This is a genomic window from Iocasia fonsfrigidae (genome assembly GCF_017751145.1).
GTDB classification, from domain to species: domain Bacteria; phylum Bacillota; class Halanaerobiia; order Halanaerobiales; family DTU029; genus Iocasia; species Iocasia fonsfrigidae.
Window position 1 is genome coordinate 1972345 of record NZ_CP046640.1, and the last position, 26893, is coordinate 1999237.

32 protein-coding genes are annotated in these 26893 nt (G+C 31.9%); 22 read left to right on the forward strand and 10 right to left on the reverse strand.

What is annotated here, in order from left to right:
* Positions 1-10 precede the first annotated feature (10 nt).
* From GM661_RS09350 to GM661_RS09430, 17 genes are all read left to right on the forward strand, one after another.
* Positions 11-994, forward strand: coding sequence for a hypothetical protein (locus tag GM661_RS09350; RefSeq protein ID WP_230866635.1), 984 nt, complete (start codon positions 11-13; stop codon positions 992-994).
* Positions 995-1053: 59 nt separating this feature from the next.
* Positions 1054-2127: a two-component system sensor histidine kinase NtrB gene (locus GM661_RS09355; RefSeq protein ID WP_230866636.1), complete on the forward strand. Its 1074-nt coding sequence runs from the start codon at positions 1054-1056 to the stop codon at positions 2125-2127.
* Between the two features lie 307 nt (positions 2128-2434).
* Positions 2435-3361 (forward strand): sugar ABC transporter substrate-binding protein, encoded by a 927-nt coding sequence (locus tag GM661_RS09360; protein ID WP_230866637.1) that lies wholly within the window; start codon positions 2435-2437, stop codon positions 3359-3361.
* Between the two features lie 100 nt (positions 3362-3461).
* On the forward strand, positions 3462-4931 hold the full coding sequence (locus GM661_RS09365; RefSeq protein ID WP_407929659.1) for a sugar ABC transporter ATP-binding protein: 1470 nt from the start codon (positions 3462-3464) through the stop codon (positions 4929-4931).
* A 1-nt stretch (position 4932) separates the two neighbouring features.
* Positions 4933-5913, forward strand: a complete 981-nt coding sequence (locus tag GM661_RS09370) for an ABC transporter permease (protein WP_230866639.1) — start codon at positions 4933-4935, stop codon at positions 5911-5913.
* A gap of 12 nt (positions 5914-5925) precedes the next feature.
* Positions 5926-6468, forward strand: a complete 543-nt coding sequence (locus tag GM661_RS09375) for a D-lyxose/D-mannose family sugar isomerase (RefSeq protein WP_230866640.1) — start codon at positions 5926-5928, stop codon at positions 6466-6468.
* A 27-nt stretch (positions 6469-6495) separates the two neighbouring features.
* Positions 6496-7428 carry a carbohydrate kinase family protein gene (locus tag GM661_RS09380; protein WP_230866641.1) on the forward strand — a complete coding sequence of 311 codons (933 nt, stop codon included), beginning with the start codon at positions 6496-6498 and terminating at the stop codon, positions 7426-7428.
* A gap of 1 nt (position 7429) precedes the next feature.
* Complete coding sequence (locus GM661_RS09385; RefSeq protein ID WP_230866642.1) at positions 7430-8299, forward strand: class II fructose-bisphosphate aldolase; 870 nt, start codon at positions 7430-7432, stop codon at positions 8297-8299.
* Between the two features lie 192 nt (positions 8300-8491).
* On the forward strand, positions 8492-9076 hold the full coding sequence (locus tag GM661_RS09390; RefSeq protein ID WP_230866643.1) for a TetR/AcrR family transcriptional regulator: 585 nt from the start codon (positions 8492-8494) through the stop codon (positions 9074-9076).
* Between the two features lie 537 nt (positions 9077-9613).
* On the forward strand, positions 9614-11101 hold the full coding sequence (locus GM661_RS09395) for a carbon-nitrogen hydrolase family protein (protein WP_230866644.1): 1488 nt from the start codon (positions 9614-9616) through the stop codon (positions 11099-11101).
* A gap of 148 nt (positions 11102-11249) precedes the next feature.
* Positions 11250-13922 (forward strand): efflux RND transporter permease subunit, encoded by a 2673-nt coding sequence (locus GM661_RS09400; protein ID WP_230866645.1) that lies wholly within the window; start codon positions 11250-11252, stop codon positions 13920-13922.
* 16 nt (positions 13923-13938) lie between these two features.
* On the forward strand, positions 13939-14697 hold the full coding sequence (locus GM661_RS09405) for an outer membrane lipoprotein-sorting protein (RefSeq protein WP_230866646.1): 759 nt from the start codon (positions 13939-13941) through the stop codon (positions 14695-14697).
* 16 nt (positions 14698-14713) lie between these two features.
* Positions 14714-15910 (forward strand): hypothetical protein, encoded by a 1197-nt coding sequence (locus GM661_RS09410; protein WP_230866647.1) that lies wholly within the window; start codon positions 14714-14716, stop codon positions 15908-15910.
* Positions 15911-16724: 814 nt separating this feature from the next.
* Entirely contained in the window at positions 16725-17597 is an 873-nt protein-coding gene (locus GM661_RS09415; RefSeq protein ID WP_230866648.1) for a GNAT family N-acetyltransferase, read from the forward strand.
* An 18-nt stretch (positions 17598-17615) separates the two neighbouring features.
* The gene (locus GM661_RS09420) at positions 17616-17918 is read left to right on the forward strand and encodes a DUF4386 family protein (protein WP_230866649.1); all 303 of its coding nucleotides are present in this window, start codon (positions 17616-17618) and stop codon (positions 17916-17918) included.
* Positions 17867-18304, forward strand: a complete 438-nt coding sequence (locus GM661_RS09425; protein ID WP_230866650.1) for an RNA polymerase sigma factor — start codon at positions 17867-17869, stop codon at positions 18302-18304. The genes GM661_RS09420 and GM661_RS09425 overlap by 52 nt, the downstream gene beginning before the upstream one ends.
* A gap of 18 nt (positions 18305-18322) precedes the next feature.
* Positions 18323-18772: an RNA polymerase sigma factor gene (locus GM661_RS09430; protein WP_230866651.1), complete on the forward strand. Its 450-nt coding sequence runs from the start codon at positions 18323-18325 to the stop codon at positions 18770-18772.
* A gap of 248 nt (positions 18773-19020) precedes the next feature.
* On the opposite strand, the gene GM661_RS09435 is transcribed toward GM661_RS09430, so the two are convergent.
* Entirely contained in the window at positions 19021-19350 is a 330-nt protein-coding gene (locus GM661_RS09435; protein WP_230866652.1) for a hypothetical protein, read from the reverse strand.
* 138 nt (positions 19351-19488) lie between these two features.
* On the opposite strand from GM661_RS09435, the gene GM661_RS09440 reads away from it, so the two are divergent.
* Positions 19489-20022 (forward strand): permease, encoded by a 534-nt coding sequence (locus GM661_RS09440; protein WP_230866653.1) that lies wholly within the window; start codon positions 19489-19491, stop codon positions 20020-20022.
* A gap of 92 nt (positions 20023-20114) precedes the next feature.
* Here GM661_RS09440 and GM661_RS09445 read toward each other — a convergent pair whose 3' ends face one another.
* From GM661_RS09445 to GM661_RS09485, 9 genes are all read right to left on the reverse strand, one after another.
* The gene (locus GM661_RS09445; protein WP_230866654.1) at positions 20115-20327 is read right to left on the reverse strand and encodes a hypothetical protein; all 213 of its coding nucleotides are present in this window, start codon (positions 20325-20327) and stop codon (positions 20115-20117) included.
* A gap of 5 nt (positions 20328-20332) precedes the next feature.
* Positions 20333-20632 carry a hypothetical protein gene (locus GM661_RS09450; protein ID WP_125990398.1) on the reverse strand — a complete coding sequence of 100 codons (300 nt, stop codon included), beginning with the start codon at positions 20630-20632 and terminating at the stop codon, positions 20333-20335.
* Positions 20633-20696: 64 nt separating this feature from the next.
* Complete coding sequence (locus GM661_RS09455) at positions 20697-20969, reverse strand: hypothetical protein (protein WP_125990400.1); 273 nt, start codon at positions 20967-20969, stop codon at positions 20697-20699.
* A gap of 6 nt (positions 20970-20975) precedes the next feature.
* A complete protein-coding gene (locus GM661_RS09460; protein ID WP_125990402.1) occupies positions 20976-21224 on the reverse strand; it encodes a hypothetical protein in 249 nt (82 codons plus the stop codon).
* Between the two features lie 19 nt (positions 21225-21243).
* On the reverse strand, positions 21244-21537 hold the full coding sequence (locus GM661_RS09465) for a hypothetical protein (protein ID WP_230866655.1): 294 nt from the start codon (positions 21535-21537) through the stop codon (positions 21244-21246).
* Positions 21538-21558: 21 nt separating this feature from the next.
* Complete coding sequence (locus GM661_RS09470) at positions 21559-21783, reverse strand: hypothetical protein (protein ID WP_125990405.1); 225 nt, start codon at positions 21781-21783, stop codon at positions 21559-21561.
* A gap of 89 nt (positions 21784-21872) precedes the next feature.
* A complete protein-coding gene (locus GM661_RS09475) occupies positions 21873-22037 on the reverse strand; it encodes a hypothetical protein (RefSeq protein WP_164522246.1) in 165 nt (54 codons plus the stop codon).
* Between the two features lie 39 nt (positions 22038-22076).
* The gene (locus GM661_RS09480) at positions 22077-22316 is read right to left on the reverse strand and encodes a hypothetical protein (protein WP_230866656.1); all 240 of its coding nucleotides are present in this window, start codon (positions 22314-22316) and stop codon (positions 22077-22079) included.
* 53 nt (positions 22317-22369) lie between these two features.
* Positions 22370-22555: a hypothetical protein gene (locus tag GM661_RS09485; RefSeq protein WP_230866657.1), complete on the reverse strand. Its 186-nt coding sequence runs from the start codon at positions 22553-22555 to the stop codon at positions 22370-22372.
* Positions 22556-22688: 133 nt separating this feature from the next.
* Here GM661_RS09485 and GM661_RS09490 point away from each other — a divergent pair, with 133 nt between their 5' ends.
* From GM661_RS09490 to trhA, 4 genes are all read left to right on the forward strand, one after another.
* On the forward strand, positions 22689-22994 hold the full coding sequence (locus tag GM661_RS09490; RefSeq protein ID WP_230866658.1) for an antibiotic biosynthesis monooxygenase: 306 nt from the start codon (positions 22689-22691) through the stop codon (positions 22992-22994).
* The gene (locus GM661_RS09495; RefSeq protein WP_230866659.1) at positions 22991-24190 is read left to right on the forward strand and encodes an iron-containing alcohol dehydrogenase; all 1200 of its coding nucleotides are present in this window, start codon (positions 22991-22993) and stop codon (positions 24188-24190) included. Before GM661_RS09490 ends, GM661_RS09495 begins: the two co-directional genes overlap by 4 nt.
* A gap of 79 nt (positions 24191-24269) precedes the next feature.
* Entirely contained in the window at positions 24270-25901 is a 1632-nt protein-coding gene (locus GM661_RS09500) for a L,D-transpeptidase family protein (protein WP_230866660.1), read from the forward strand.
* A gap of 299 nt (positions 25902-26200) precedes the next feature.
* Positions 26201-26836: a PAQR family membrane homeostasis protein TrhA gene (gene trhA, locus GM661_RS09505; protein WP_230866661.1), complete on the forward strand. Its 636-nt coding sequence runs from the start codon at positions 26201-26203 to the stop codon at positions 26834-26836.
* The last annotated feature ends 57 nt before the right edge of the window (positions 26837-26893 follow it).

Sequence of the window (26893 nt, forward strand, 5' to 3'; positions counted from 1 at the left end):
GATTAGAAAAATGAAGTTAAGGAGAAAAATAATTTTAGCACTTATTATTATAACATTTATACCTATGTTTGTTTCTTCATATTATGTAATTAATAAAGTTAAAGAACAAAATAAGCAAGAGGTTGATTTAAAAATAAATGAGACACTTCAGGGGGTAATTAATGAACTGAATCAACTTAAGGATGATTATGGAAAAAAAGTAACGGATTTTGCCCGGTCTGAGAAAATAGCACTCCCCACTTACATTCTGCATAAGTATGGAAATTATAGGTATCTTGATGCATCTAATAAGGAAGAACTAACTCAGTCTATTGTAGATAGTACTTTGCTTTTTAATCTGGCTTTGAATTTTAATGTAGCTGAGGTTAGGAAATTAGATAAAGATTTAATAGTTGCCCTGGAGAATCAGCGTCAGATAGGTGAAAATTTAATACCTGGTTCTTTACGTGGGGAGATCAGTGATATTAACAAAGTGGATTTTATCCGTCATGAAAATCGTTTTTTATTACAGGCTCAAGCAGCAATAATCTGGAAAGAACAGAAGGTTGGTATCTTATTAATTAAAAAATATATTGATGAAGACTACCTTAATACTTTAAAGAAGACTCAAGGGGTAAAAATAGTTATCATAAACGATCAAAAAGTCCTTGTTAGTACCCTTCATCAGTCCCTATTACCGGCTAATTTTTACCGTTTAAATGATAAATCAGATGGGGTAATCAGAAATATCGAAATACAGGGTGAATCCTATAACTTTTTTCATAAAAGTATAGAGATCGAAGGTGATGAGGCAACTATACTTGTTGGCTTATCGACCAGACCCAGTCTGGATAGAATCAATAGTATAAAATTGATATTATTACAGACCAGTTTTTATATCTTTATTATTGTCTTTTTATTAATCTTATCTATTACTAAAAAGTTTAGTTCTTCTTTTAATGAAATGCTAATAGTTACTGATAAGTTAAAAAAGGCTATTTTGAAAAAGAAATAAATATTAATAGTAATGATGAATTAGGGGTTCTTGCTTCAAATATTAATGAACTAGCTGATATGTTAGGAAATTACAGGGAAAATCTTAATCAAAAACAGGAATTTGAGGAAAATGTCTATGATAGTATTCGAGAGGGTATGATTATTATAGACAAACAGGGTACAATTCAATTAATTAATAAAGCCATTGCAGATTTACTAGCTATTGATTGTGAAAAGTATATAAACAAAACGATTTTTGCATTGCCGGCTTTTGATGAGCTGCGACAGGACTTCTGGGAAATAATTGAAGAGAAAGGAAGTTATATAAAAAATGATTTTTCTCTTCAAAATAATGAATCTACAATTTTATTAAATCTCAAGATATATCCATTAAAAGAAAAAGATATTAAAACCTGTGGGGCTGTTATTTTAGTAGAGGATGTTACTAAAAAAATAGAGATGGAAAAACAATTATTACTGAATGATAAATTGACCTCTATTGGCAGGTTTACTGCAGGGATTGCCCATGAAATTAATAATCCTTTAGGTACTATAGCTAATTTTGTAGAGACCATACTAATTGATGAAAAAGATGAAACAAAAAGGAATTACCTGGAGAGTATTCGTTCGGAGACAAACAGGATTTCTTCTATTGTTAAGGGTTTATTAAATTTTTCGCGACAGTCAAAAGCAGAATTTGGTATTGTTGATTTAAGAGAGGTAGTAGAATTATCTTTAAAGATCTGTCAATACCAGAAGGAATATGAACAATATGAGATTATTCGTGAGTTTAAAGAGGAACTCCCTTATGTAACTGGTAATTTCAACCAATTACAACAGGTTTTTATTAACATGATCTTAAATGCCTTTGAATCAATGGAAACTGGTGATACATTAACTATATCAATGCAGAACAGTCCTGATAGTGAGACAGTTAATGTTTCATTTATCGACACGGGAAGTGGTATTGAATCTCAGTATTTACAAAAGATATTTGATCCTTTCTTTACGACTAAAGAAGAAAGACAGGGTGTAGGATTGGGATTATCAATTAGTTATGGGATCATCAAAAACCATGGGGGAGATATTAAAGTTGAAAGCACTCTAAATAAAGGTAGTATCTTTACTGTTTCACTGCCTATATATCTGTAACAGTGAATAAAACCCGGGGCTACCGGGTTTTATTGTTATATATACAAAAAAAATCGGAAATCAATTTCACTTTAGTTCTACATTATAGGAAATAAATTTCCGATTTTTTTTATTAATTATATATTTTTTAAAATACTCAGTTAAAATATAATATAAAATCAAACTAAATTTTTACTGAAGAAATCCCATTATACAGGTATTAATTAGTATATAAAAATAGAATTTAATTAAAATTTCATTATAAAAACTATTGTTGGCATATAAAATGCAATATATTATTTGCGAAAAAATAAAAGGAGGAATTATGATGATCAAAAAAATTGTTGTAATGATGATGGTTGCAGTCTTAGTTTTAGGATTAGCTAGTTTTTCCTTTGCTAAATCCCATGAAGGAATTAAAGTTGGTATTACTTTTATGACTACCAACAATCCTTTCTTTGTGGCAATGCTTGATGCTGTTAAAGATGAGGTAGAGGGTGAACTTAATGGTCAGGTGATTGTATCAGATGGTCAGTTTAATGTGGCCAAACAGTTATCTGATGTAGAGGATATGATTGTTCAAGGTATTGATCTCTTACTATTTAATGCCGTTGACTCAGATGCCGCAGAACCTGCTGTTGAAATGGCTAAAGAAGCAGGAATTCCAGTTGTTTGTCTTGATGTTGATGCAGCAGGTCCACGGGATATGTTTATAGGTTCTGACAATTATCAAGCAGGTGTTTTAGCAGGTGAATATACTGCAGAACGTCTGGGAGAGGAAGGAAAGGTTGTTATTATTAATGGTACACCGATTACTTCAGTACGTAACCGCTATAAAGGTTTTAAGGATGTTATAGCAAAATATCCTGACATTAAAATTGTTGCAGAACAAAATGGAGAAACTAATCTTACTAAATCCTTAGAAGTTATGGAAAATGTTTTACAGTCTCAATCAGAAATTGATGCTGTTTTTGGTATCAACGACCCAACTGCTTTAGGTATTTTAGCAGCTGTTGAGTCAGCAGGTCGTGAAGATGAAATGTTTATCAGCGGTGTAGATGGTTCCCCTGATGGTGTTCAGGCTATACTTGATGGAACTGCCATGGCAGCAACTTCTGCGCAAAATCCGGCAAAAATTGGCCGTCTTGGTGTTGAATATGGCTTAAAGATTCTTGATGGTGAGGAAGTTCCAGAAATTTTACCGGTTCCAGTAGAGTTAATAACTATTGAAAATGCTGAGGGATTCAGCTGGTAGAATAATTTGCTTAATTAACCAGGAAGGCCTTAGCGAGGCCTTCCTGGTTATTAATTTTTTTTAGTGATAGGGGGTGCTTTCTTTGGAAAATATACTGGAAATGAGAAATATCAATAAATCTTTTTATGGGGTACAGGCTTTAAAAAATGTAAATCTTAATGTTCATAAAGGTGAAGTCCATATTCTTATTGGTGAAAATGGGGCAGGAAAATCTACTTTGATGAAAATTTTATCTGGTGCTTACCAGAAAGATACTGGGGAAATAATTTTCGCTGGTGAAAAATTAGATATTTTAAGTCCACTTGATGCCCAGGAAAAGGGAATTAGTATTATATATCAGGAATTTAACCTTATACCTGGTTTAAGTGTTGCTGAAAATATTTATTTAGGTAGAGAAGCATTAAATAATGGTTTAATAGACTGGGATACCTTATACAATAATACCCAGAATATACTGAATAAATTAAAAGCAGATATTAACCCTAAAACACTTGTGAAAAAACTTAGTGTTGCTGAGCAGCAGTTTGTTGAAATTGCCAAAGCCCTTTCTTTTGGTGCAAAATTGCTCATAATGGATGAACCATCTGCCACTTTAACTCCCAGGGAATTAAAAAGGTTGTTTGCAGTAATTAGAGATTTAAAGGCACAGGGTGTGTCAATAATATATATATCACATCACTTGGATGAATTGTTCGAAATTGGGGATAGTGTTACTGTTTTAAGAGATGGTCAATGGATTGTCAGTGATGATATCAACAAAATGAATAAAAATAAGATAATTAAATTAATGGTAGGTAGGGAATTAACTGACTCTTATCCACCCAGGAATGTAACACCAGGAGAGGTTGTTTTAGAGGTTAAAAACCTCAGTCGTAAGGGAGTAGTTGATGATATTAGTTTTGAACTTCGAAAAGGAGAGATCCTTGGTATAGCTGGTTTAGTTGGTTCAGGTAGAACAGAACTAGTAAGACTGCTATATGGTGCTGACCCAAAGGATAGCGGGGAGATTATACTAAATGGTAATAAAATAAATATTAATTCTCCTAGAGATAGCATTTCAACAGGGATCGGCCTTTTGCCTGAAGACCGCAAACAACAGGGGCTGGTATTAGAACAATCAGTTAAAAATAATATTACTTTAGCTAATTTAAGTAGGCTAGTAGATAAAATGTTGATTAATAGTAATCAAGAAATGAGAGAAGTAAACAACTATATAGATGAATTGGGTATTAAAACTCCAAGTTCTACAATTTTAACCCAGAATTTAAGTGGTGGAAATCAACAAAAGGTTGTTCTGGCTAAGTGGTTATTTACTGATAGTGATATTTTAATATTTGATGAGCCTACTAGGGGTATTGATGTAGGTGCTAAATATGAAATATACCTATTGATGAATCAATTAACTGAACAGGGAAAATCAATTATTATGATTTCTTCTGAGTTACCAGAGATTATAGGTATAAGTGACCGTGTAATAGTATTACATCAGGGGAGAATTACTGGTGAATATAATAAAAAAGAATTTAATCAGGAAAAAATAATGAAAAGTGCAGCAGGGGAGGTAAGTTAAGATGACTGAAAAAGAAACACATAATAATGAAAACAACTTGTTTTATAAGATTAACAATAGTTATTATAAACCTGAAATCTATGCAGGAATTGGTTTGGTATTACTAGCTATTTTTCTATCTTTTGCTAGTCCATATTTTCTTGAGGCTAGAAACCTTATTAATCTGGCCCGTCAAATTTCTCTTTATGCTATTATAGCTGCTGGAATGACTTTTGTAATTTTAACTGGTGGTATAGATTTATCTGTTGGTTCAATTGTAGCAGTTACAGGTACTTTTATAGCTGGATTTATTAAAAGTGGTATACCTATCTTGCCTGCGATTTTATTAGGTATAGGTATTGGTGTGTTATTTGGTCTGTTTAATGGTTTTATTGTAGCTAACACAAGAATACCAGCAATTATTGTTACACTGGCTACTATGTCTATTGGTCGTGGGACTGCTCTATTATATTCTAATGGCTATCCAATTTCCGGTTTGGCCGACAGTTTCAAGACCTTAGGGAGAGGATATCTAGGACCATTACCAATTCCTGTTTATATAATGATTATTATCTTTATCTTTGCTTATGTAATTCTAAATAAAACTAGATTTGGGCGTCATGTTTATGCCTTAGGTGGTAATGAAGAAACAGTTCGATTGTCTGGAATTAATATACGGAGATTAAAGATGAAGGTTTATATTATCTCAGGTTTAATGGCTTCTATTAGTGGGCTTATACTTGCTTCCAGGCTTGGCTCTGGCCAACCATTAGCTGGAGATGGTTGGGAACTTGATGCTATTGCTGCAGTTGTAGTTGGTGGTACAGATATAGCCGGGGGACGCGGAACAATTATTGGTACATTAATCGGGGCATTTGTAATCGGTGTTTTAAATAACGGTCTTAATTTGTTAAATGTTTCAGCATATTTGCAATTAGTTGTTAAGGGTTTTGTTATTATCGGTGCTGTTTTTGTCAGGGCTGGTAGGGTTAAGTATAACTAAAAGGGTGATTTTATGGATAAAGGAACTTATCTTAAGGCTAGAAACAGGGCTTTAGAGTATTTTTCTAAGGCCGGGATTATTTTGACAGATAAAGAAAAAGAGAATATTGAAGTTGCTGATTTTGGATTAAATCGTTTAGAAGAGATAGGCTTACAATTAGTGACCTATATTAATACTAAACGGGTTTGTGCTAAAGAGTTGATTTTATTTCCTGAGCAGACCTGTCCAGAACATCAACATCCTTCTTTGGGAGATTTACCGGGGAAGGAGGAAACCTTTCGCTGCCGTTGGGGTAAGGTATATTTATATGTTCCTGGAGAAGCTGAAACCAATCCTTCCTGTATACCTCCGGCAGGGAATGAAAGATACTATACGGTTTGGCATGAAATAGAATTAAATCCAGGTGAACAGTATACTATATATCCTGAAACACTCCATTGGTTTAAAGCAGGCAAGGAAGGTGCTGTTATCTCTGAATTTTCTACCAGAAGTGTAGATGAAAAAGACATTTTTACAAACCCTGATATTAACCGTATTCCTGATTTAGAGGAATAATATCTTTTAAGGAGGCGACTATTAAGTATGCCAGAAATAGTATGTATAGGTATCCTGGTAGCTGATTTTATTGCCAGTGTAGTAAAAAAACTACCTGAACGTGGGAAACTTGAACTTGTTGATAATACAAGTTTATTTACTGGTGGATGTGCAACAAATACAGCTATTGCCCTGGCTAAACTTGGAATTGATGTAGAAACTATGGGCATGGTCGGGGACGATATTTTTGGTGAATATATTATTAAAGAATTAAAAGATAATAAAGTAGGTATTAAAGGAGTAAAAAAGAATAAAAATAAAGAAACTTCTACTACAATTGTAATGGTAGATCCGGACGGGGAGAGGAGGTTTATCCATAATACTGGTGCCAATGGGGAACTTAGATTATCTGATATAGACTGGGAGATTATTAAAAAAACCAGCATTGTACATGTAGCAGGTTCTTTTCTACTTCCTGCTTTTGATGGGGAAGAGTGTGCTCAATTTCTTAAGGAATCTAAAAATTTGGGTATTACTACAACACTAGATACAGCCTGGGATTCCCGGGGTAAATGGATGGATTTATTAGAAGATTCATTACCCTATGTTGATTATTTTTTGCCCAGTTATGAAGAGGCTGTTATGCTTTCCGGGAAAAAAGATGAGGAAGAGATTTGTAATTATTTTTTAAATATGGGTGTAGGTACAGTAGGATTAAAGATGGGGAGTAAAGGTTGTTTGATTAAAAATAAAGAAAATAAAATACATTGTCCTCCCTTAAAAGTCAAGGCAGTTGATACTACTGGTGCTGGTGATTCCTGGGTTGCCGGTTTTTTGACAGGTCTGTATAAAGGCTGGCCACTTGAAAAGATTGGTAGATTTGCTAATTCAGTAGGTGCTTCCTGTGTTCAATCGATCGGGGCAAGTACTGGTATTAAATCATATGAAGAGACATTGGAAATGTTAGTTAGGGGGGAATAATTTGTTAGTAAGTTTAAAAGAAATTTTAGCAAGGTCAATTGAGGAAAAATATGCTGTTGGGGCTTTTAATGTAACAAATCACCAAATGGTTGAGGCTATAATAGAAGCAGCTGAAAGTACGGATGTACCAGTTATTATTAATATTGCAGAAGTCCACTTTAAGTACCTTGATTTAAAAAAATTTTTACCCTATCTAAAAAACAGAATAGAGGCTTCTTTTGTCCCAATAGCACTTCATCTTGATCACGGCTTAAGTTTTGAAACTGTTATAAAAGCGATCAGGTTGGGATTTTCATCGGTTATGATTGATGCTTCAAGTCTTCCATTTGAAGAAAATGTGGCTTTAACAGCCAAGGTTGTTGAAGCGGCCCATGCAGCAGGGATCAGTGTTGAGGCGGAGTTAGGGCATGTTGCTGGTGGTGAAGGTAATTTAGATGGTGGAACTGAGGTTAACCGTGATACCTTTACACATCCCGAAGAAGCAAAAAAGTATGTTGCCAAAACTGGTATAGATGCCCTGGCAGTTGCCATTGGAACTGTACATGGACCATATAAAGGTCAACCAGAACTAGATTTTGATTTATTGGTAAAGTTAAGAAAAGAAGTAGATATACCACTTGTATTACACGGTGGTTCAGGTTTAAATGATAGTGATTTTCGTAAAGCCATTGAATTAGGTATCAATAAGGTTAATTTTTATACCCAAAATTCTATTCAGGCAGTTGAAGCAATATATAGACAAATACGGGATACGAAAGGAAAGATAGGTTTTCCAGAACTTACTCTAACTGCACAGTCAGAAATACTAAAACAAACAAAAAAACAAATAGAGTTATTTGGAACAAAATCACTTAATATAAAAAATAAATAATGATGTGATTTTTTCAACAGTGTTTTTCTATGTAAGCAGAGAAAAACACTGTTGTTTTTTTTGAAATGGAATAATTTAGTCTATTCTTTGAAAATTAGGGAGAAAAAATATAATTAAAGAATATAAATGTATATTGACAACATACCTAACGTTTGGTATAATATCTATATAATTAATTTGGAGGAAATAATAATGAGTACTAAAGACATTCTTATTCAAGAAGCCAGTAAACAATTTCTTAAAAAAGGTTATGAAAAAACCAGTATTAATGATATTACTGCCGCGTGTAATATTACTAAAGGGGCTTTTTACCACCACTTTAATAATAAAGATGAAATATTTATGATTGTTTTTGATAATATTTGTGCTGAAATAAAGGAATGGTATCTTAATAGGTTGAAAAACAAATCCTCAATTGAACAATTTATTAAATCATTTTTTAATTATGATCAATATATAAAAAATAGTAATTTTTTTAAAAATATTAATGTCAATATTTATACTGTGATTGCTGATGGCGTTAGAAGGTTTCCTGAATTGAAGTCAAAAATTTATACAGCTCTCTATAGTATTTTACCTATCTTTAAGCAAAGGATAAAAACTGCTCAAAAACAAGGAGTTCTTAAAGAGGATTTTGATCCAGAAGTTTTTGCCTTTATAATTATCAATCTTATTGAAGGTGGTATGTTTATATCTACACTTACCGGTGATAATGTATCAATTGATAATAAATGTGAAATGGTTGCAAACACAATCTGGAATTTAATAAAAAAATAGATACAGGGGTTTATAAAATATTTGGAATTGAAGATGGTATGTTAATATGCAAAAAGAGGAAAAATAATTTGATAAACATACTGACCGTTTAGTATAATAACAAAGTAAATGATAGGCTCGTAATCTATATAAATGATTGTAGAAATAGATTATTTATATTGTTTAAAGAATCTCTGACAGACCTATATATGTATAAATTATTTAATAGTATTATACACATCTTTAAAGAAAGGTTAAAGACCGCACTGCAATAGGGGTAGATTGAGACAGATTTTAATTTAGAGGTCTTTTCCTTTATTTTTATTAATTTTATAGAAGGTACTTTCTTTATTTCTACTCTTATGGGTGATGAACAATCACTTGATAAAATAGCTGAAATGATTGCCAGTAAAATCTGGGATCTAATCAAAAGGCAACAGGAAGGTTGTGATTAAAAATATAACAGTAAAAAAATTTTATAAACAACATACCTGACGGTAGGTATTGTTATTGATTAGTACAGACATACATTAGTCCTTAAAGAGGAGATTAATAATTATGACAATAAGAAAGTACAACTCTATAATACTATTTATTACAGGATTCTTCCTATTCATGTTCACAAGAAGAAGTGAGCTATTTCCAACAATTCAAATAATGATAATAATTGCGCCAATTTTTATTTTGCGATTCATAAGGATTCAAAGTACTAAAAAAGGAATACTTTTGACATTCCTGGGATTCTTTTTAAGTTTGAACATAGCTCTCTTTGGACTTTTTGATCTGAGTGGTTCCTTAATGGAGATATTATTTAATACCGTTAGAAGCACAATTATTGCCCTAATGTATTTTGTACCTTATATGGTTGATAGACTCATATACCCAAAATTTAAAAAATATCCAATAATATCTTCTTTAATATTTCCGGTATCTGTAACAGCAATTATGTTTTTATTTTCATTGGAAGGTCCAATAGATGGAACTGAAGCCAAGACCATTTTCTCATATGGTCCATTAATTTTTCAGCAGATTAATTCAATAACAGGACTTTGGGGATTCATTTTCATATTTTCCTGGATTGCTACAACTATCAATAATCTATGGGAATATAATTTTGAGATAAAGAAAAGTAAAACAGTACTAGTTGTTTTTGCTTCAATTTTTTTAGTCAGCTTGTTTTTTGGAACCATTAAGGTCAATACTACAAATCAATATGAAAATACAGTAAAAATTGCTGCAATAATTCTACTTCCAGAAGACGGGAAAGCCGTTTCAATGGAAAAAATAATAGAAGAAAGAAATACATCATCATTTAATAAAAGGTTGCTTAAAATTGAACAATTAACAAAGACCGCATCCCAGAAAGGTGCAAAAATAATTTCATTTCAAGAGTTTGCTATGTTAATTAATGATGAAGATCAAGATTCATTAAGGAAGGAATACAAAAGAATAGCAAAAGAAAATAATGTATATTTAAGTATTACTTACGGATATTTCTCCAAAAAAGAAAAAGGTGAAAATAAACATCTTCTTATTAATAATCAAGGAGAAATACTATTAGATTACACTAAAAGATATCTTTTAGGATTTGGAGATATTGGAGAGACTGCTGTCTTCAAAAAGGGTGTAGAAATCATTCAATATACAGATACTCCTTATGGGCGACTTGCGATTTCAATTTGTAAAGATATGAATTACCCAGCTTACATAAGACAGGCAGGAGAAGCAGACGTAGATATAATGCTAAATCCTTCATACGATTTTCCGAAAAGCACATCACCTTCTTATTACGATAGGGCAATTGAAAATGGTTTTTCAATCATAAGACCAACCTACAATGGGATAACTTATATGGAGGATTATAACGGAGAAATCATTGCTATGATGGATTCAGATAAAACAGAAACAGGTATTTTGTACGCAGATCTTCCAATTAAAGGGGTCGAAACAATTTATTATAAAATTGGAGACTTGCTTGGGTGGCTTTCTTTATTTGGACTTTTTGTATTAATCTTTATTAGTATTAGATTAAAGAACAACTCCTAATTTGATTGCCAGTACAATCTGGGGTTTAATAAAAAAATAGGAGGTGATAAATAAATTTCGAAGACAAATATCCATTAACCATACCTAACGTTCAGTATTGTTAATGCGATTTTCCGATTTAGATAAAATAATGATAGGAGGAGATGGTATGATAGATAACCTTTTTAAATGCTTAGCAAGAATAACTACCAAAAAGCCGGTTACAATATTACTTATTACAGGTATTATAACCGTTATTATGTTAATCCTCGCATCACATTTAAACTTGGAATTAAGTTGGGTGGCTCTGGCCCCCAAAGGGGACCCTTCACAATTTGAATATAAAAAGATATTAAATAACTATCCCTCTGCCAGTAAAATTTATATTACTATAAGAGATAAAAAAGGGAATCCTGAGGAAGCTGCTAGAGTTGCAGCGGAGAGATTAAAAAAATTGGGTAAATATGTAGACAATGTAGAATATAAAGCTAATATAGAATATATGCTTAATAATGGTATGTTGCTTTATAAAATAAAGGATCAGGAAAATATTACTTCAATACTAAAAGACCCTAATTTCACAGGATTTCTAAAAAACCTGAATGATTTATATGATAGGAAATATAGGGAGAATAGTAATAATATTGAAGATGATAAAGATGATTTGGCTAGATCCTTCTGGGGATTAAAAGAGTTTTTACAGATATATGATCAATCTCTGCAAAATGGTATAACAAATAAAGCATATGATAGAGGAATTAATCAATTATTAATTGGTGACCCATATATACGTTCTATTGGTGGGAATACATTACTAATGACAGTTCAACCAACCTTTGGCGTTATGGATTATCAGAATCTCAAACCAGGGGTAAATGCTATTGAAAATGAGATTAAATCAATAGAAAAGGAATATCCAAATTATCAATATGGTTTAACAGGTATGCATGTAATTAGTAGAGATGAACTGGTCACAAGTTTCAGGGATTCCAATATAGCTATGACTATTGGTTTTGTTTTGATAATTATAATCTTGATAATAGCATTTAAAATGTGGCTTTCACCTTTGTTATCTATTATTCCGCTTATAGTTGGGATTATTTGGGACATGGGATTCACGACAATTATTATTGGTAGATTAAATATTATGACTGTCTTTACTGCAGCTATGTTAATTGGTCTAGGGATTGATTTTTCAGTACATATTTTAAGCGGCTATACTGAGGCCAGGAGTAATAATAAGTCTGCGTATCAGGCTATCTATTATTCTTTACAGAAGACAGGTCCGGGAATATTAACTGGAGCACTTACTACCTCAGCAGCATTCTTTGCTTTGACAATCAGCTCTTTAGGTCTGTTAGTAGAACTTGGTATTACTATGGGTATAGGTATTTTAACTATTATGCTGGCTGTTTTCTTTATTCTACCCTCTATTTTATATCTATGGGTGAATAAGCAAGGGAAAACAAAAACTGTTAAGCATGGAAGTTTTAAGATAATTGGTAGGTCAGCAGTATTTTTTAACCGATGGAAATATCCAGTTATGATACTGATATTATTAATAAGCATTTTGATGGGATGGTATGGTGAGAAGACCAATGTATATTTGAATCTCAAAAAAATAGAGCCTCATGGTCTGGATTCCATTAAAGTTATGGATGATATTTCAGATAAATACGATATGAGTAATGATGCGGTTATGTATACGACTAATAATCTGCTGGATACCTATAATTTAGCAGAAGAGTTAGATGATAAGCCCCAGGTTGATACTGTAAGTACGATAACTGATTATCTACCACCTGAAAGCATTCAAAAAAAACGATTAAAAGAGTTAAGGAAAACAGGCATAAATGCTTTCATCGATAATCCACCGGTCTATCATAATATTGATAAAGGAGAATTGCTAAAGCAGTTTGAGCGTTTGAATGACAATATGATTGAAATGGGGCAGTTGTCTTTTATGGCCGGTATTGATGAAATTGTTACTGTTACTGATCAAATTACAGGAACTCCCGATCAGGCAGGAATTCTACCTGCTATAATCAATAGGCTTAAAGAAGAAGGGTATAAGCATGAATATTTAAGTGATTCAGCGGCTTTGTTTTATCGGCTTTTTTCTGAGAAAAGTAAGATTATGAAAGTTTCAAGTTTGCTAACTATAGTAGATTTACCTGAAGATATCAGAAATAGGTTCCTGAATAAAAAGGGGGATTCATTTCTGACCAGTGTTTATGCAAAGGGGAACCTCTGGGATAATATCCAAAAACCCTATGGCAAAAATTTTATTTATATGTTAAGAGATAAGGTTCCCCAGATAACAGGCTCACCAATATTTTTACGCATTCTATATGACACATTATATAGTGAGGTGCCTGAAGCCTTGTTATTAGTAGGTATTACAGTTTTAATACTTTTATTATTCCATTTTAAATCTATTAAATTGGCTTTGATTACTATTTTACCACTCATAGTAGCTATGATAGTAACAGTTGGTGCAGTACATTTATTAAAAACTGAACTGGATATCTTCAGTGTACTGGCTTTTCCTCTTATTATAGGGATAGGTATTGATTATGGCGTACACTTTGTTCACCATCTGAAAATCAGGGGAGAGGGCTTAGAGGAATCCTTCAGTAGTGTTGGTCGAGCAGTATTTTTGACTACAATAACAACCATGGCTTCATTCGGAACACTAATGATTGCTAAATATAGGGGAATTTTCCGAATGGGCGTAACTATGTTTATAGGAGTAGCTTTATGTTTTATCTTTGTTATTCTATTGATACCTATCTTTACTGAAAACAAACAGGAAAATAGGGAAGAAAAAAACAAATTTTAACTAGGAGGTAATTGAAATGAAATTAAATTTAAGAGTATTTAGTCTGATACTGATATTAGTTTTTGCTATGGGAGCAATGGCTACGGCTGCAGATATTAGCGGTAATGAAATAATGAAAAAAGCAGATGAGAATATGAATTATGGTAGTTACAAGGGGAAAGGTAAAATGATAATTCATACAACTAGTGGTGATGAAAGGGTTTTAAAGATGGAGATGTGGGGCCAGGGAACTGAAGAATCAATTATGAAATACTATGAACCTCAACGAGTAAATGGTGTTACATTTCTTTTCCTTCATAAAAATATTTGGTCATATTTCCCCAGAACCGGTCGGGTACGCCATTTAGGAGAACATGTGAAGAATCAGAAGATGATGGGTAGTTCATTTAGCTATGATGATTTTAATGGTAAAATCTTTGATGATTATCAGTCAAAATTAATCAAAGAAGAGGAATTTAACAATGAAAAATGTTATTTTGTAAAAGGTGTGGCTAAAAACGCTCAGGCAGCTTATGATAGTTTTGAAGCCTGGGTTGCAGAAGATGGATTTAGACCACTAAAGGTTAATTATTTTAAGGATAACCAGCAGGTAAAGGTAATGAACACTGAAAGTTTTCAGAGAATTAATGGTGAATTACGTCCCAGAAAAATTGTAATGAAAGACTTAGAGGATAATAATACGACTAGCTTTGAATATTTAGAGATGAAGACCGGAATTAAATTCAGACCTGATTTCTTTAATGAAAGAAACCTGAAAAGAATATCCCAGAGTTAAGGAGGCCATAATTAGGATGAGAAATAGAGTAATAGTAGTATTATTAATAATACTACTCTTTATCTCACTACAAATTAGGGCAGCTGATTTTTCTTATAAAGCTATGTTTGAATCTTATCTGGAAGACTACCGGGAAGATGGGGAAGAGTATTTTACTTCATTGAATGAGTTTAATCTAAAAATTGATACAGGAACTTTTAATTATACGTTGCATCTTGATGGTAGTGTACTGTTTAATGACAAGGGGTTTAAGGATTTAAATGAGCTTTCAATAAAGTGTAAATCAAAATTAAATAAATTATTCCTGAATTGCTGGTTTACAGAGGGGCAGCTTAAATTTGGTAAACAGCGAATAGCCTGGGGTTCTGGTTATTTCTTTAATCCTACAGACTTGATTAATCCCCTAAAAGAAGATGATAAAGGGGAGATAAATCCCCGTGATGCTACTGAAGGGGTATATGGCAGATATTATATAGGGGCTGCTACCCTGGAAGCTGTAGTGATAACTGATTTTCAACCCCTGGGACCGGATACAGATAAAGAAGCTGCTAATCTTGCACAACAATACAATCCGTTATTAACAGGGGAAGTAGATTTACCAGAAAACTTTTCTGAGGAAAGGGAACTTGCTGTAAGGTATTCAACACTAATTAATATGTTTGACTTTTCCCTGTTATATTATCAGGGTAGGGAAGATTATCCAGTAGTAGAGCTTAACCCAGCATCAGCTAAACTTTTACTTAAACATCCCCGAAAAGATGTCATAGGAATTAATTTATCAGGTACAGTCGGTGATATTGCTGTCTGGAGTGAAGCCAGCTATTCCAATCCTGAAATAGGGGACAATTACTTACAGTCAATTATCGGGATGGATTATACTTTTGAAAATGGGATACATCTACTGGGAGAATATTACTACGATAATAGTTTTTCTAATTTTGTTTCTGACCAGGAAGTTGATATAAAAGATTTTATTTGTCTTGAGGCTGATTATAATTTGACTGATTTAATAAAAATAGAAGCTGATTATTTAACTCCTATTAATTCAGATTATTATCAGATATATGGAAAACTAACTTATCCTATCCGACAAAATCTTGAACTAGAGACTGGCTTTAATAAAAGTGGCAATAAAGAGGGAACAATTTTTGAAAATAATAGTTTTTTCTCTATAAAAGATAAAATATACTTTAAAATAAAATATTATTTTTAATTCTTCATGGATTTTAAAGAAAAGGCTTTTGAGGGGACAAAAGGAAACCTTTCTGTGTCGTTTTATCATTATAATTACTGTCAGAAGCTAGTGAGGAGAAACCAATATATAAGATTTTAAAAAATATTGGAGTTACTCAAAAGGAAATTAAAGCTTTACTTTTCAAGCAAACATTGTTTATATTTTATGCCATTGATAGTAGGTATTACCCACAGCCTGGTAGCAGTAACTATTTTAGAGAAGTTATTAAGTACAAATTTAACAATACCAATCTCTATAACTATTATAATCCATACCTAATCTATATGGTCTATTATATATTAACAGTAAATTCTTATAACCAGATATTAAGTGAATAGTAAAGAATCAACAAAGTTATTTTTAACTAATATTCAGTTATAAATTAACAAATTTTTACTGATAAATATTGACATATTATTCTATGTAGTCTATAATAAAAATTAGCAAATTTAAATAAGGAGAATTAGTAGATGAAAATAGTTGTTTCTTAACTAGAAGCTAATTTAATAAATTTGGAATTTTGTAGCCAAGGGGTTAGTATGTCCTTTTTGTTCTTATTCCTATTTTTTGTTAAGAGCAATTGTTTTATATCAATATATAATAATTTCGGAAAAACAATAACTATATTTTATAGTATGTATTTGATATTATTATATTATCTATTCTGGTTTAGATTCAAAGACCTGTAAGGGAACAGTATGTTCTTTTACAGATCTTTTTTTATGGAGGAAAGGGAATTAAATTTATTTTAGAGAGATTTTTATAGCAATTAAAAAATGGAGGTTATTACTATATGGAATATAAGCTGTATGTTGATTATAAAAATATTGAGTGGTTGAGAAATAGTTTTTTTGATTTTTCACAGGGGGTTTTTGGTATCTCCTTTAAAGAATGGTATGAATATGGTTTCTGGAATGACAAATATATTTGCTATTCGTTAGTTGATAACAGAAAGATGATTTCAAATATTTCTATATCAAAAATAAAAGTTTTTATAGATGGTAGTTTAAAAAATGCAATTCAATTAGCTACTGTAGGTACTTTAAAAGATTATAGAGGAAAAGGGCTTTCCAGATGCTTGATGGAAAGAGTACTAGCTGAATATGAAGATAGATGTGACTTGTTCTTTCTCTCGGCAAATAATTCGGTAATAGATTTTTACCCTAAATTCGGTTTCCGCCGTATAATAGAATGCAAATATACAGCTAGGAAACCAGTTATTCGGAATAAAGGTACTGCCAGAAAAATGAACTTAAAAGACAAAGACGATCTGACTATAATTCTGAACAGATCTCAGGGGAATATCCCATTAAGTAATATTTTTGAAATATCAGATTATACCCATATCTTGATGTGGTATTTAGTGAATTTTTACAAGGAATGCATATGGTATATTGAAGACAAAGGGATTGTTGTTATATGTAAAGTACTAGACCGGACCTTACATGTCTTTGATATATTAAGTAAAGATAATTTTCAATTTCTTGATATTCTTGTTTATCTGACTACAGAAGAATTTGAACTGATCAGGTTTCATTTTACACCTGATAAGATGGGAATAGAGGTTAATAGTGAGCCTATTATGGATGATGACCCTTTCTTTGTACAGGGTAGTTTTAGCCTGAAGGGAAAAGAGTTTAAGGTTCCTCAATTGGCACAGACATAAATTGGAATGGGGAAAAAGGTGAGATGTAATCGTAGCTGTACTCTTATTCTATTTTTGCAAAAAATATCAAGTTTTATGAGAGGTTATCTGATATACTGTTCTTTGCTTTCAACCTGGTTTAGGCTGGTATATGCTGCAATTTTTGGGGATTTATTAGTTAATCTTCTTGAAGTTTCACATATCTTAAGTAATCCTGTATATTTAAAAGCCTTTGGAGCAGAGCAACTTAATGCCCAGGTGATATTACTACTTAATACATTTAACAATGGATGGGATGTAAGTTTTCTAATCTTTGGTCTACATTTATTTGTCCTCGCTTAGTTGGTATTCTGGTAATAATTTTATCTACAGGATATTTAGTAGATTCCACTGGGAAAATTATTTGTTCTAATTATAATCTGTCAGTTGCTATGTATACTTTTGCTATCCGGATGACCGGTAATATTCATGATGCTGAAGATATTACACAGGAAATATTAATAAAAATAATTACCAGACTGGCTACATTTAAAGGAGAGAGCAGTTTTCGTACCTGGTTGTACCGTATTGTCTCAAATTATGTTTTAAATATGAAGAGAAAGAAACAGGAATACCTTTTTCCATCATTTGAGGAACATAGAAAGTTACTGTTACATTCTCCTGACATGGAAGTAAATGATTTTTATGGTAGTGATATAGAGCAGAAGGTATTGATTAGAGAAACATAGATCCGCTGTCTCATGGGGATGATTCTTTGCCTTGACAGAAAACAGCGGCTAGCTTTTATTTTAGGGTCTATTTTTTCTACAAATTCAAAAATTGCTGGAGAAATAATAGGAATTAGTCCGGTATATTATCGAAAGTTATTATCAAGAGCCAGGAGCCAATTGAAGTCTTATTTAGATGGGAGGTGCAGCTTATTAAATAAAAATGGCAGTTGTAAATGTGTTCATAAGACTAATGCTGCTATCAAAGCTGGATATATCAATCCAGACAACTTACAATTTGAAGCAGGATATGTAAAGAAAGTAAAGGATTTTGTAAAACAGTATTCCCGTGAGGCTGAAGAGACATTAACTATACGTTTTGAGCAATTATTTAAAGAACAACCATTCTGGGAATCCCCAGACTATAAAAAATTTCTAAATCAAAAGATTAAAACAATGGAAATGGCCTGGAGAAATTTAAATAAATAATTAAAGAAATCTAGTTATAAAACAATACTTTTTTTAGAAAAACAGATGGTTAATATGGAAACTGCTTACTGGCAGGGGGTTTACCAGTAGAAATCTCTAAAAGATCTTGACAAATATAAGTCATCATTTCTGCTTTATCTTATGAACAAACGGGCTGTAAATGGCCCGGTTTCATAAATTGCATAACATTAGAAATATTTTACTATGAATAAAGGGAGGATAAAGAAAAGCATGGACACTATTTTTACTTATTTCCTGTATATTCTAACAGCTATTTTATTAATCATATCATATAGAAAAGATAAAATAAAAACTAAACTGGCCTTAAAAAGGGCAAGGAAAATTTTTTTATCTGTTCTCCCACAACTCCTCTCCATCCTTTTTCTTGTTAGTTTTTTACTTGCAGTCTTTGACTCAGAAACTATACAAAGTATTATTGGTGTAGAATCAGGTTTTAAAGGTATGATTCTTTCTTCAGTATTTGGAGCTATTGCTTTAATTCCAGTTTTAGTTGCTTTTCCTGTTGCTTCAGAATTAGTGAAGAATGGTGCAGGATTAATGCAAATAGCAGTTTTCATTTCTACACTTACCACGGTCGGCTTTGTGACAATACCTCTGGAAATTAAATTCTTAGGAAAAAAAGTTACCTTGTTGCGGAACTCTTTATTTTTTCTGTTTGCTTTTTTCGTAGCTTTTATCATTGGAGTGGTATTATCATGAACAAAATAATTAAAAAATATGTTTTTTTTCTTATTGTTGTAGCAATTAATCTGTTGACAATGTTTTTCTATCCACAGGTAGAAAAGGATACCCTGATTTTTACAGGTGAAAATTTCATCAACTTTTTGTTTATGCTGACACCTATTTTCATTTGTATTGGACTGTTAGATGTATGGGTAGATAGAGAGACTATGATAAAAATTATGGGAGAGAAGTCAGGCCTTCCAGGTATTTTTGTAGCTTTCCTTTTAGGAGTGGCTACGGCAGTTCCTCTATATGCCTTATTTCCAGTCGCAGGAATGATGTTGAAGAAAGGTAGTAAGATAACAAATGTCCTTATATTTATCTGTTCCTGTGCCAGTATCAGAATACCATTATTGCTTTTTGAAGTTTCCTCTATGGGATGGAAATTTACTATAATAAGGTTTATCGTAAATATATTTGTGGTCATGATCATTGCTTTTATAATCGAAAAAGTATTAACAGAAAAAAACAAAAAGTCAATTTATGATAAAGCTAAAAATATGTAATAATTACTTATGTATTAAAAATTTTCCTAAGTATATAAGAAAGTTTAAAGAGATTAACCCATTTTAGAATATAAATATATACTAAAATGGGATTATTTTGAGTTACTAGAATTTATTATTTTAATTATATTGTATAAATCTTTTTTATTAATATGACAGTTTTCAAGTAAAGAATTTGTAAATTCCATAGGGTTAGCTGATGAATAAAAATCTTTGTTTTTTTCTATTTCTTTTAATATTTTTTTATATAACTTTAAATCATCGACTTCTAGAAGATCCTCATAATTTTTTATATTGTCTTTCATTAATATTACTCCTTTTTGTGTTTTACAATACCAAAAATAGATATACCAGGTTTAATTTCAATTAATTCATATTCCTGGGCATTTATCCAGACATGACCTTTTTCATCCATATCAACTTCAAGTTCAGGTGCACCTTCTATTTTGAAATTTTCTAATCTATATGGGTCGATAAATATAAATACTGAATTGATCTGGTAGGCTGATATATCATTAACGTCTGTTAAATTGGCCTGGTTTGAAGCATTAATTAGAAATTTAGCAGAAGTATTTTCGATTGTATTACTATTTGACTTTTCCTTAACCATGTAAATCACCCTTTTTATATAAATATTTAATAAACAAAAATAATTTAAAAAATTTAAAAATATATTATCCTTTAGTTATTTTTTTGTCAGTATATATATAGATATTATCGTCATTAATATTATTAACACCATTTATTTCTATTTCGCCTTCCTTATTCAAAAAGATGGAGATTAAAATTTCATCTAATGAAGGAGGCTCAACAGATGAATCTGATTGATTAAGAAAACCTAACCCTAAAATAGTACCAAGGTTGTATTGGCATAAAATGGTTTTATTGGCATTGCATAAGTTGCCCTGGTTGGAAAAATTAAGGGCTAGGTATTTTTTTTTATTCATAGTAAATCACTCCATGTAATTATTAATAATTTTCTTTAATTTTTCTTCTTTTTGTTCTTTAGTTAAATTACTGTTGTGACCTATACTATAAAGTTGTTTCATTAAATCAAATGGGTTTATATTACGAACATTGTTATTAATGGTTATCTTATAATCACCGGCCTTAACTATACTTTTGGGACTCCCTTTTTTTTTGTCTGAACTATTAAGACTATGGGTTCTAACCCTACCATCATTAAGCTGATTTTGATTCACAATACTATCCCCCTATCCTCTAAAACTTGACTATCGTTTGTTCTTTTTTGTTTTGGTCAGCTATATCTTTTGCTATTTTACGCTCTCCAGGTTTAGAATCTTTTTGTAATTCTAGTAATCTCCTGGTATCTTCCCCCATATTAATATCACTATCTTTTTCCACAGAAATACTAAAATTTCTATATTTAGGGTCATTATCATCATATTCTTGGGCATCAATAAATACTCTTCCCTCCCTGGTAATTCTGATAGAAGAAGGAACATCATTATCTGCCTTTTTATTTAAGATCATAATCCAGTTTTTATTTAACATTTTTTATTCCTCCAATCTTTTTTAGTTATTAGAAACATTAATTTTAACTGTTGAAAAAGACTGAGTTATTACCGAATAAGCAGAGATAGTCATGTTAGATTGTTGATTATAGTTAATTTGATCTACTATATCTGATTGCATGAAAAGATCACTTGTATCTGTTTGTTTCTTTTGAATACTATTTTGCTCATCGGTGATACTATTCTTTTTTTCGGTCACATTATAACTATTATTTTGATCTGACATAAAAAAACCTCCTGTTAAAACATATTTATAGTATAGTTTGTAAATAAGTTAGGAGCCCCTTATGTTAAATAAGAGGCCCAAATTATTTATTAGTGACAGTGATCTAATAATTCATCATTATCCTGATTGGTAGAGAATCCAAACAAGGCTTCAAGTTCAATGAAGAATTGTACAGCAAAGGCTACCAATATTTGTTGTGCACTTTTATTTACAGCTTTTTGATTGATAACACTGGCTATAAATACATCACTCATTATTTTCTTACCTCCTTTTTAAAAAGTCATGGATTTGGTCTAGATAAAATCATCAAATAGAGAACATAATATTGCTAGTTTCTTTTCTCTGCATTCTTCCTGATTAGCAGAAGACAGACATTCAATTGCATCAGAAGGTTTAATTATTTTGGGATTAATTCCTGATTCAATACCATGACCTTCTACATCGATATTCAAAGGGTCTGCCATATCTATTCCTAACATATCATCCTTATTTGAATTTAACTTAATACCATCCTTTTCAAGTTTGATTTTCAAGGTTACTACTCCTTTCCATTATATTAATAGAATAATAGTTTTAAATTGATTAACTAACAAACTAACTTATCATTATCCTGATTAGTGGCAAATCCAAATAGGGCTTCAAGTTCAATAAAGAATTGTATAGCAAAGGCTACCAGTATTTGTTGTGCACTTTTATTTACAGCCTTTTGATTAATGACACTGGCTACAAATACATCACCACATTTTCCAGTGATTTTACCGGGTTTTGTCATGTTTTTTCCTCCTATACTTAATTTTGCTATTATATTATGAAAGATCAATTAAATGTGTGATAATCTACTTTGATTTACATAATAAAAGTGTTAAAATAATTATAAAGATTAATATTTAAGGGGGTATTACATAATGCTTGCCTATATAGTGGAGGTTTATGTTAAAAAAGAACATATTGAAGGCTTTAAAAAAGCAACAATTGAAAATCATTACAATACTGTTAAAGAAATAGGTAATTATCGTTTTGATGTTCTACAGAGCAAAAAAGACCTGGGGCATTTTACTTTATATGAGGTTTATGAATCAGAAGATGCTGTTTCTGCTCATAAAGAGACTCCACATTATTTAAAATGGCGGGAGACTGTTGCTGAGTGGATGGTAGCACCGCGTAAGGGAATCAAATATGATGTAATAACACCTAAGGATGCAGGCCAATGATAAATTCATTTAACTTTGCAGGGGTACCAACCATTAAGTTTGGAGCTGGTAATTTTAAAAAACTGGCTGACTTAGTATTGAATTATGGAGACTGTGTCTTGTTGCTTACTGGTGGCGAATCATTAAAAAAATCCGGTAGATTAGCGGCTTTAATGGATATGCTGGTAGAGAAATCTATTAATCCTTTTGTTGAAAGTGTAAAAGGGGAACCATCACCTGGCTTGGTTGACGAAATTGTTGGTAAATATCGGAACAAATCTATAAATTCAGTAGCAGCTATTGGAGGGGGAAGTGTTCTTGATACAGGTAAAGCGGTCTCAGCCCTCTTGACTAAAGGAGATTCGGTAATGAATTATCTGGAGGGGGTAGGGGTAGGGAAGGTCCATGATGGAGAAAAAATACCTTTTATAGCTGTACCGACAACCTCTGGTACTGGGAGTGAAGCCACCAAAAACGCAGTTTTAAGTAGGGTAGGAGATAATGGTTTCAAAAAATCTCTGCGCCATGATAACTTTATTCCTGATATAGCATTACTTGATCCAGAATTAACCCTTAACTGTCCGGCTGATATAACGGCCGCCAGTGGTCTGGATGCCTTAACACAGCTTTTAGGGGCTTATACCTCTATTGAGGCTTCTCCCTTAACAGATTCACTTACATATCAAGGGATAAAATATGCTGTCGAAGCAATAATACCTGTCAGTACGTCCCAGCCGGAAAACCTGGAGCTAAGAACAAAAATGGCTTATGCCTCACTTATTTCTGGTATTGCACTGGCTAATGCAGGCCTGGGGATTGTTCATGGACTGGCTTCTCCTATTGGTGGTTTTTTTGATATACCCCATGGTGTTGTCTGCGGAACACTCCTGGCTGAAGCAACAGCATTAAATATTAGTTTACTACAAGAGAAAGGTGGTAGTGAAGCAGATAAATATTTGCAAAAATATGCCCGGGTAGGGGTGTTATTTAGTAATTGTGAAAATGAGTTATCCCTTTTAATTAATAGAGATAAGTACTGTGAAATTCTGGTTAATAAACTCAGGGACTGGATAGATAAACTGGCTATCCCTCGTCTGAGTGAATATGGAATTAGTGAAAACGATTTAGAGCGGATTATAGAAAAGGCCGGGATAAAGAATAACCCTGTAAAATTAAGTAAAAAACAGATAAGGAATTTGCTTAAAAAAAGGCTTTAAAATAAAACATACCTCCATATCTATCTTAATAAAAATATTATAGGCTGATAATAATATAGATAGATATGGGGGTAACAAAATGAAGAAGATTGTATTTTTAATGCTTATTTTCTTCATCATAGTAAATGTTTTTCTATTAAACTATATTGTTAAAGCAGAATTCTTAAGTGACAGGATAATTCAGAGAATGGGAATACATGGTGATAACCATATTGAAGCCTTCAAAAGGATTGATAAGATTAACTCTGACTTATTAAAGGGCTTTTATAAACTAAGAAATTATCAACCTGCCTGGTGTAAGGAAACGAGAATATATCAAATTACTTATGATCTGCTTACAATTATTAAAAATTCTTATCAAAATGGTTTAAATCCAGATGATTATGCCTATACCTACCTTTATTATTTAATTAAAGGCCTTGAAGCTGATATAAATAATGATAAAGTGGAGCTGGATAGATTGCTTAAGCTCGAACTACTACTAACTGAAATATATTTTAAATTCAGTAATGACCTCTTATATGGTGTTAGTAAACATAAGGGATATGATCTGGGGTATCAAGAAATAGACCTCCCTGTTTTACTAAATAATGCGCTTGAAACAGATAATCTAAGGGAAACAATCAAAAATCTTGATCCAATACAACCGCTTTATACCAGAATGCAGCTTGCTTTAAAGCGCTTATTAAAGATATTTAATGATGGTGGCTGGCCGCTTATTAGTGACAAAATTGAGTTAAAAAAAGGTGTTTGTCATCAGGCAGTTCTCGACTTAAGAGAAAGGCTGTTGTTATCGGGTGATCTTAAACCTGAGAACAATCATGCAGGGTTATTATTTGATGACAAATTAGCAGAAGCAGTTGCTTTATTTCAGTTAAGACATGGTTTGCCTGCAAGCGAAATCCTGGATCAAAAAACCCTGACTGCTTTAAATACAAGTGTTGAAGAGAGAATCAGGCAGTTAAAAATAAATATGGACCGTTTAAGATGGCTTCCCCAAAAGAGGGAAGATATATATATAGTAATTAATATCCCTGATTTTAAATTAGAGGTTATGAAAGACTATTCCAGTATATTTGAATCAAGAGTAATTGTTGGGGATAAAAATAATCAAAGCCCACTTTTTAGGGATGAAATAGAATATATAGTAATAAATCCATACTGGAAAATAACTGATAATATCGCTAAATACGAAATATTACCAAAATTAAAGAATGATCCTGCTTATTTAGATAGGAATAAAATAAAAATTTTAGAAAGCTGGCATAATGATAGTAAAATAGTCTTACCAGAGAGTATAGAATGGCACAACATTTCCCCTGAAAAGTTTACTTATAAATTACGTCAGGAGCCTGGAATATTCAATTCCCTGGGACAGATTAAATTCATTTTTCCAAATAGTTATCAGGTTTATCTGCATGATACACCATATAAGTATTTATTTAATTATCATGACAGGGCCAAAAGCCATGGCTGTATCCGGGTAGAAAAACCATTTTCTTTAGCATCCTGTTTACTGGGCAAGGACTGGAATGAGGAAGAAGTAGCTGAAATTATCAGACTCAATAAAAGAAAGGTTATTAATCTCAAAAAGAAAATCCCGATATATTTAGTATATTTAACATCATGGGTTGATGAAAATGGTATAATACAACACCGTGATGATATTTATAATCTAGACCAAGAATTATATGAAAAACTTAAAATATGATTCAAACACAAAAAGGTTATATTGAGCAAATAGCAAATTTTTTGTAAGGAATCTTGGCACGTAGGAATTCAAAATAAGGTCGAAGCACAGGACGTGGTGAGCTAATCCTGGGTCAGGATGTCCCATGGATTAGGAAACCTTATTTTGAATGGATACGGGCCTTAGATGACTCAAAAAATTTGCCTTGCTGCGAGAGATGACCTTTTTGTGGGCAAACCAAAATATGATAAAATATAATATAATAAGTAGATTGTAGGGATTTAAGTAATGAGATAATTAATTTTAAAGGAGAAGATAAAATGAGTGATGAAATGAAATACTCTAAAGGTGAAGAGATTACTAATGCTATTCTTCATGGGATTGGGCTGGGACTGGCAATTGCTGCTCTTGTTATTTTGATAGTATTTGCTAATCATTACGGCAATACCTGGCATATAATCGGTTTTACAGTTTATGGTAGTACTCTGATTATTTTATACCTGTCATCTACCCTCTATCATAGTTTTCCAGCAGGAAAGTTAAAGAGAATATTCAGGATATTTGACCATTCATCTATATTTTTGCTTATTGCTGGTACATATACTCCTCTGACTCTGATTGCTTTACAGGGAACTCTGGGATGGACTTTTTTTTGTATAGTATGGAGCCTGGCTATCCTGGGAATAATTTTTAAGATATTCTGGATTAATAGGTTTAAATTATTTTCTACTGTTTTATATATATTGATGGGTTGGTTGATTATAATTGCTATTAAACCGTTATTAACGGCTTTAAATAACAAAAGTATTATTTTTTTGATAATTGGTGGAGGATTTTATACAGTTGGAACGATATTTTATTCCTGCCGAAGGATTAAGTATAATCATGCTATCTGGCACCTTTTTGTTCTAGCAGGCAGCATCTGCCATTTCTTTACTATTTTTTATATACTCTAAAATACTAAGCATAATAATCCAGAACTTGACTAAGGTTTATTATTATGTTATTGTATG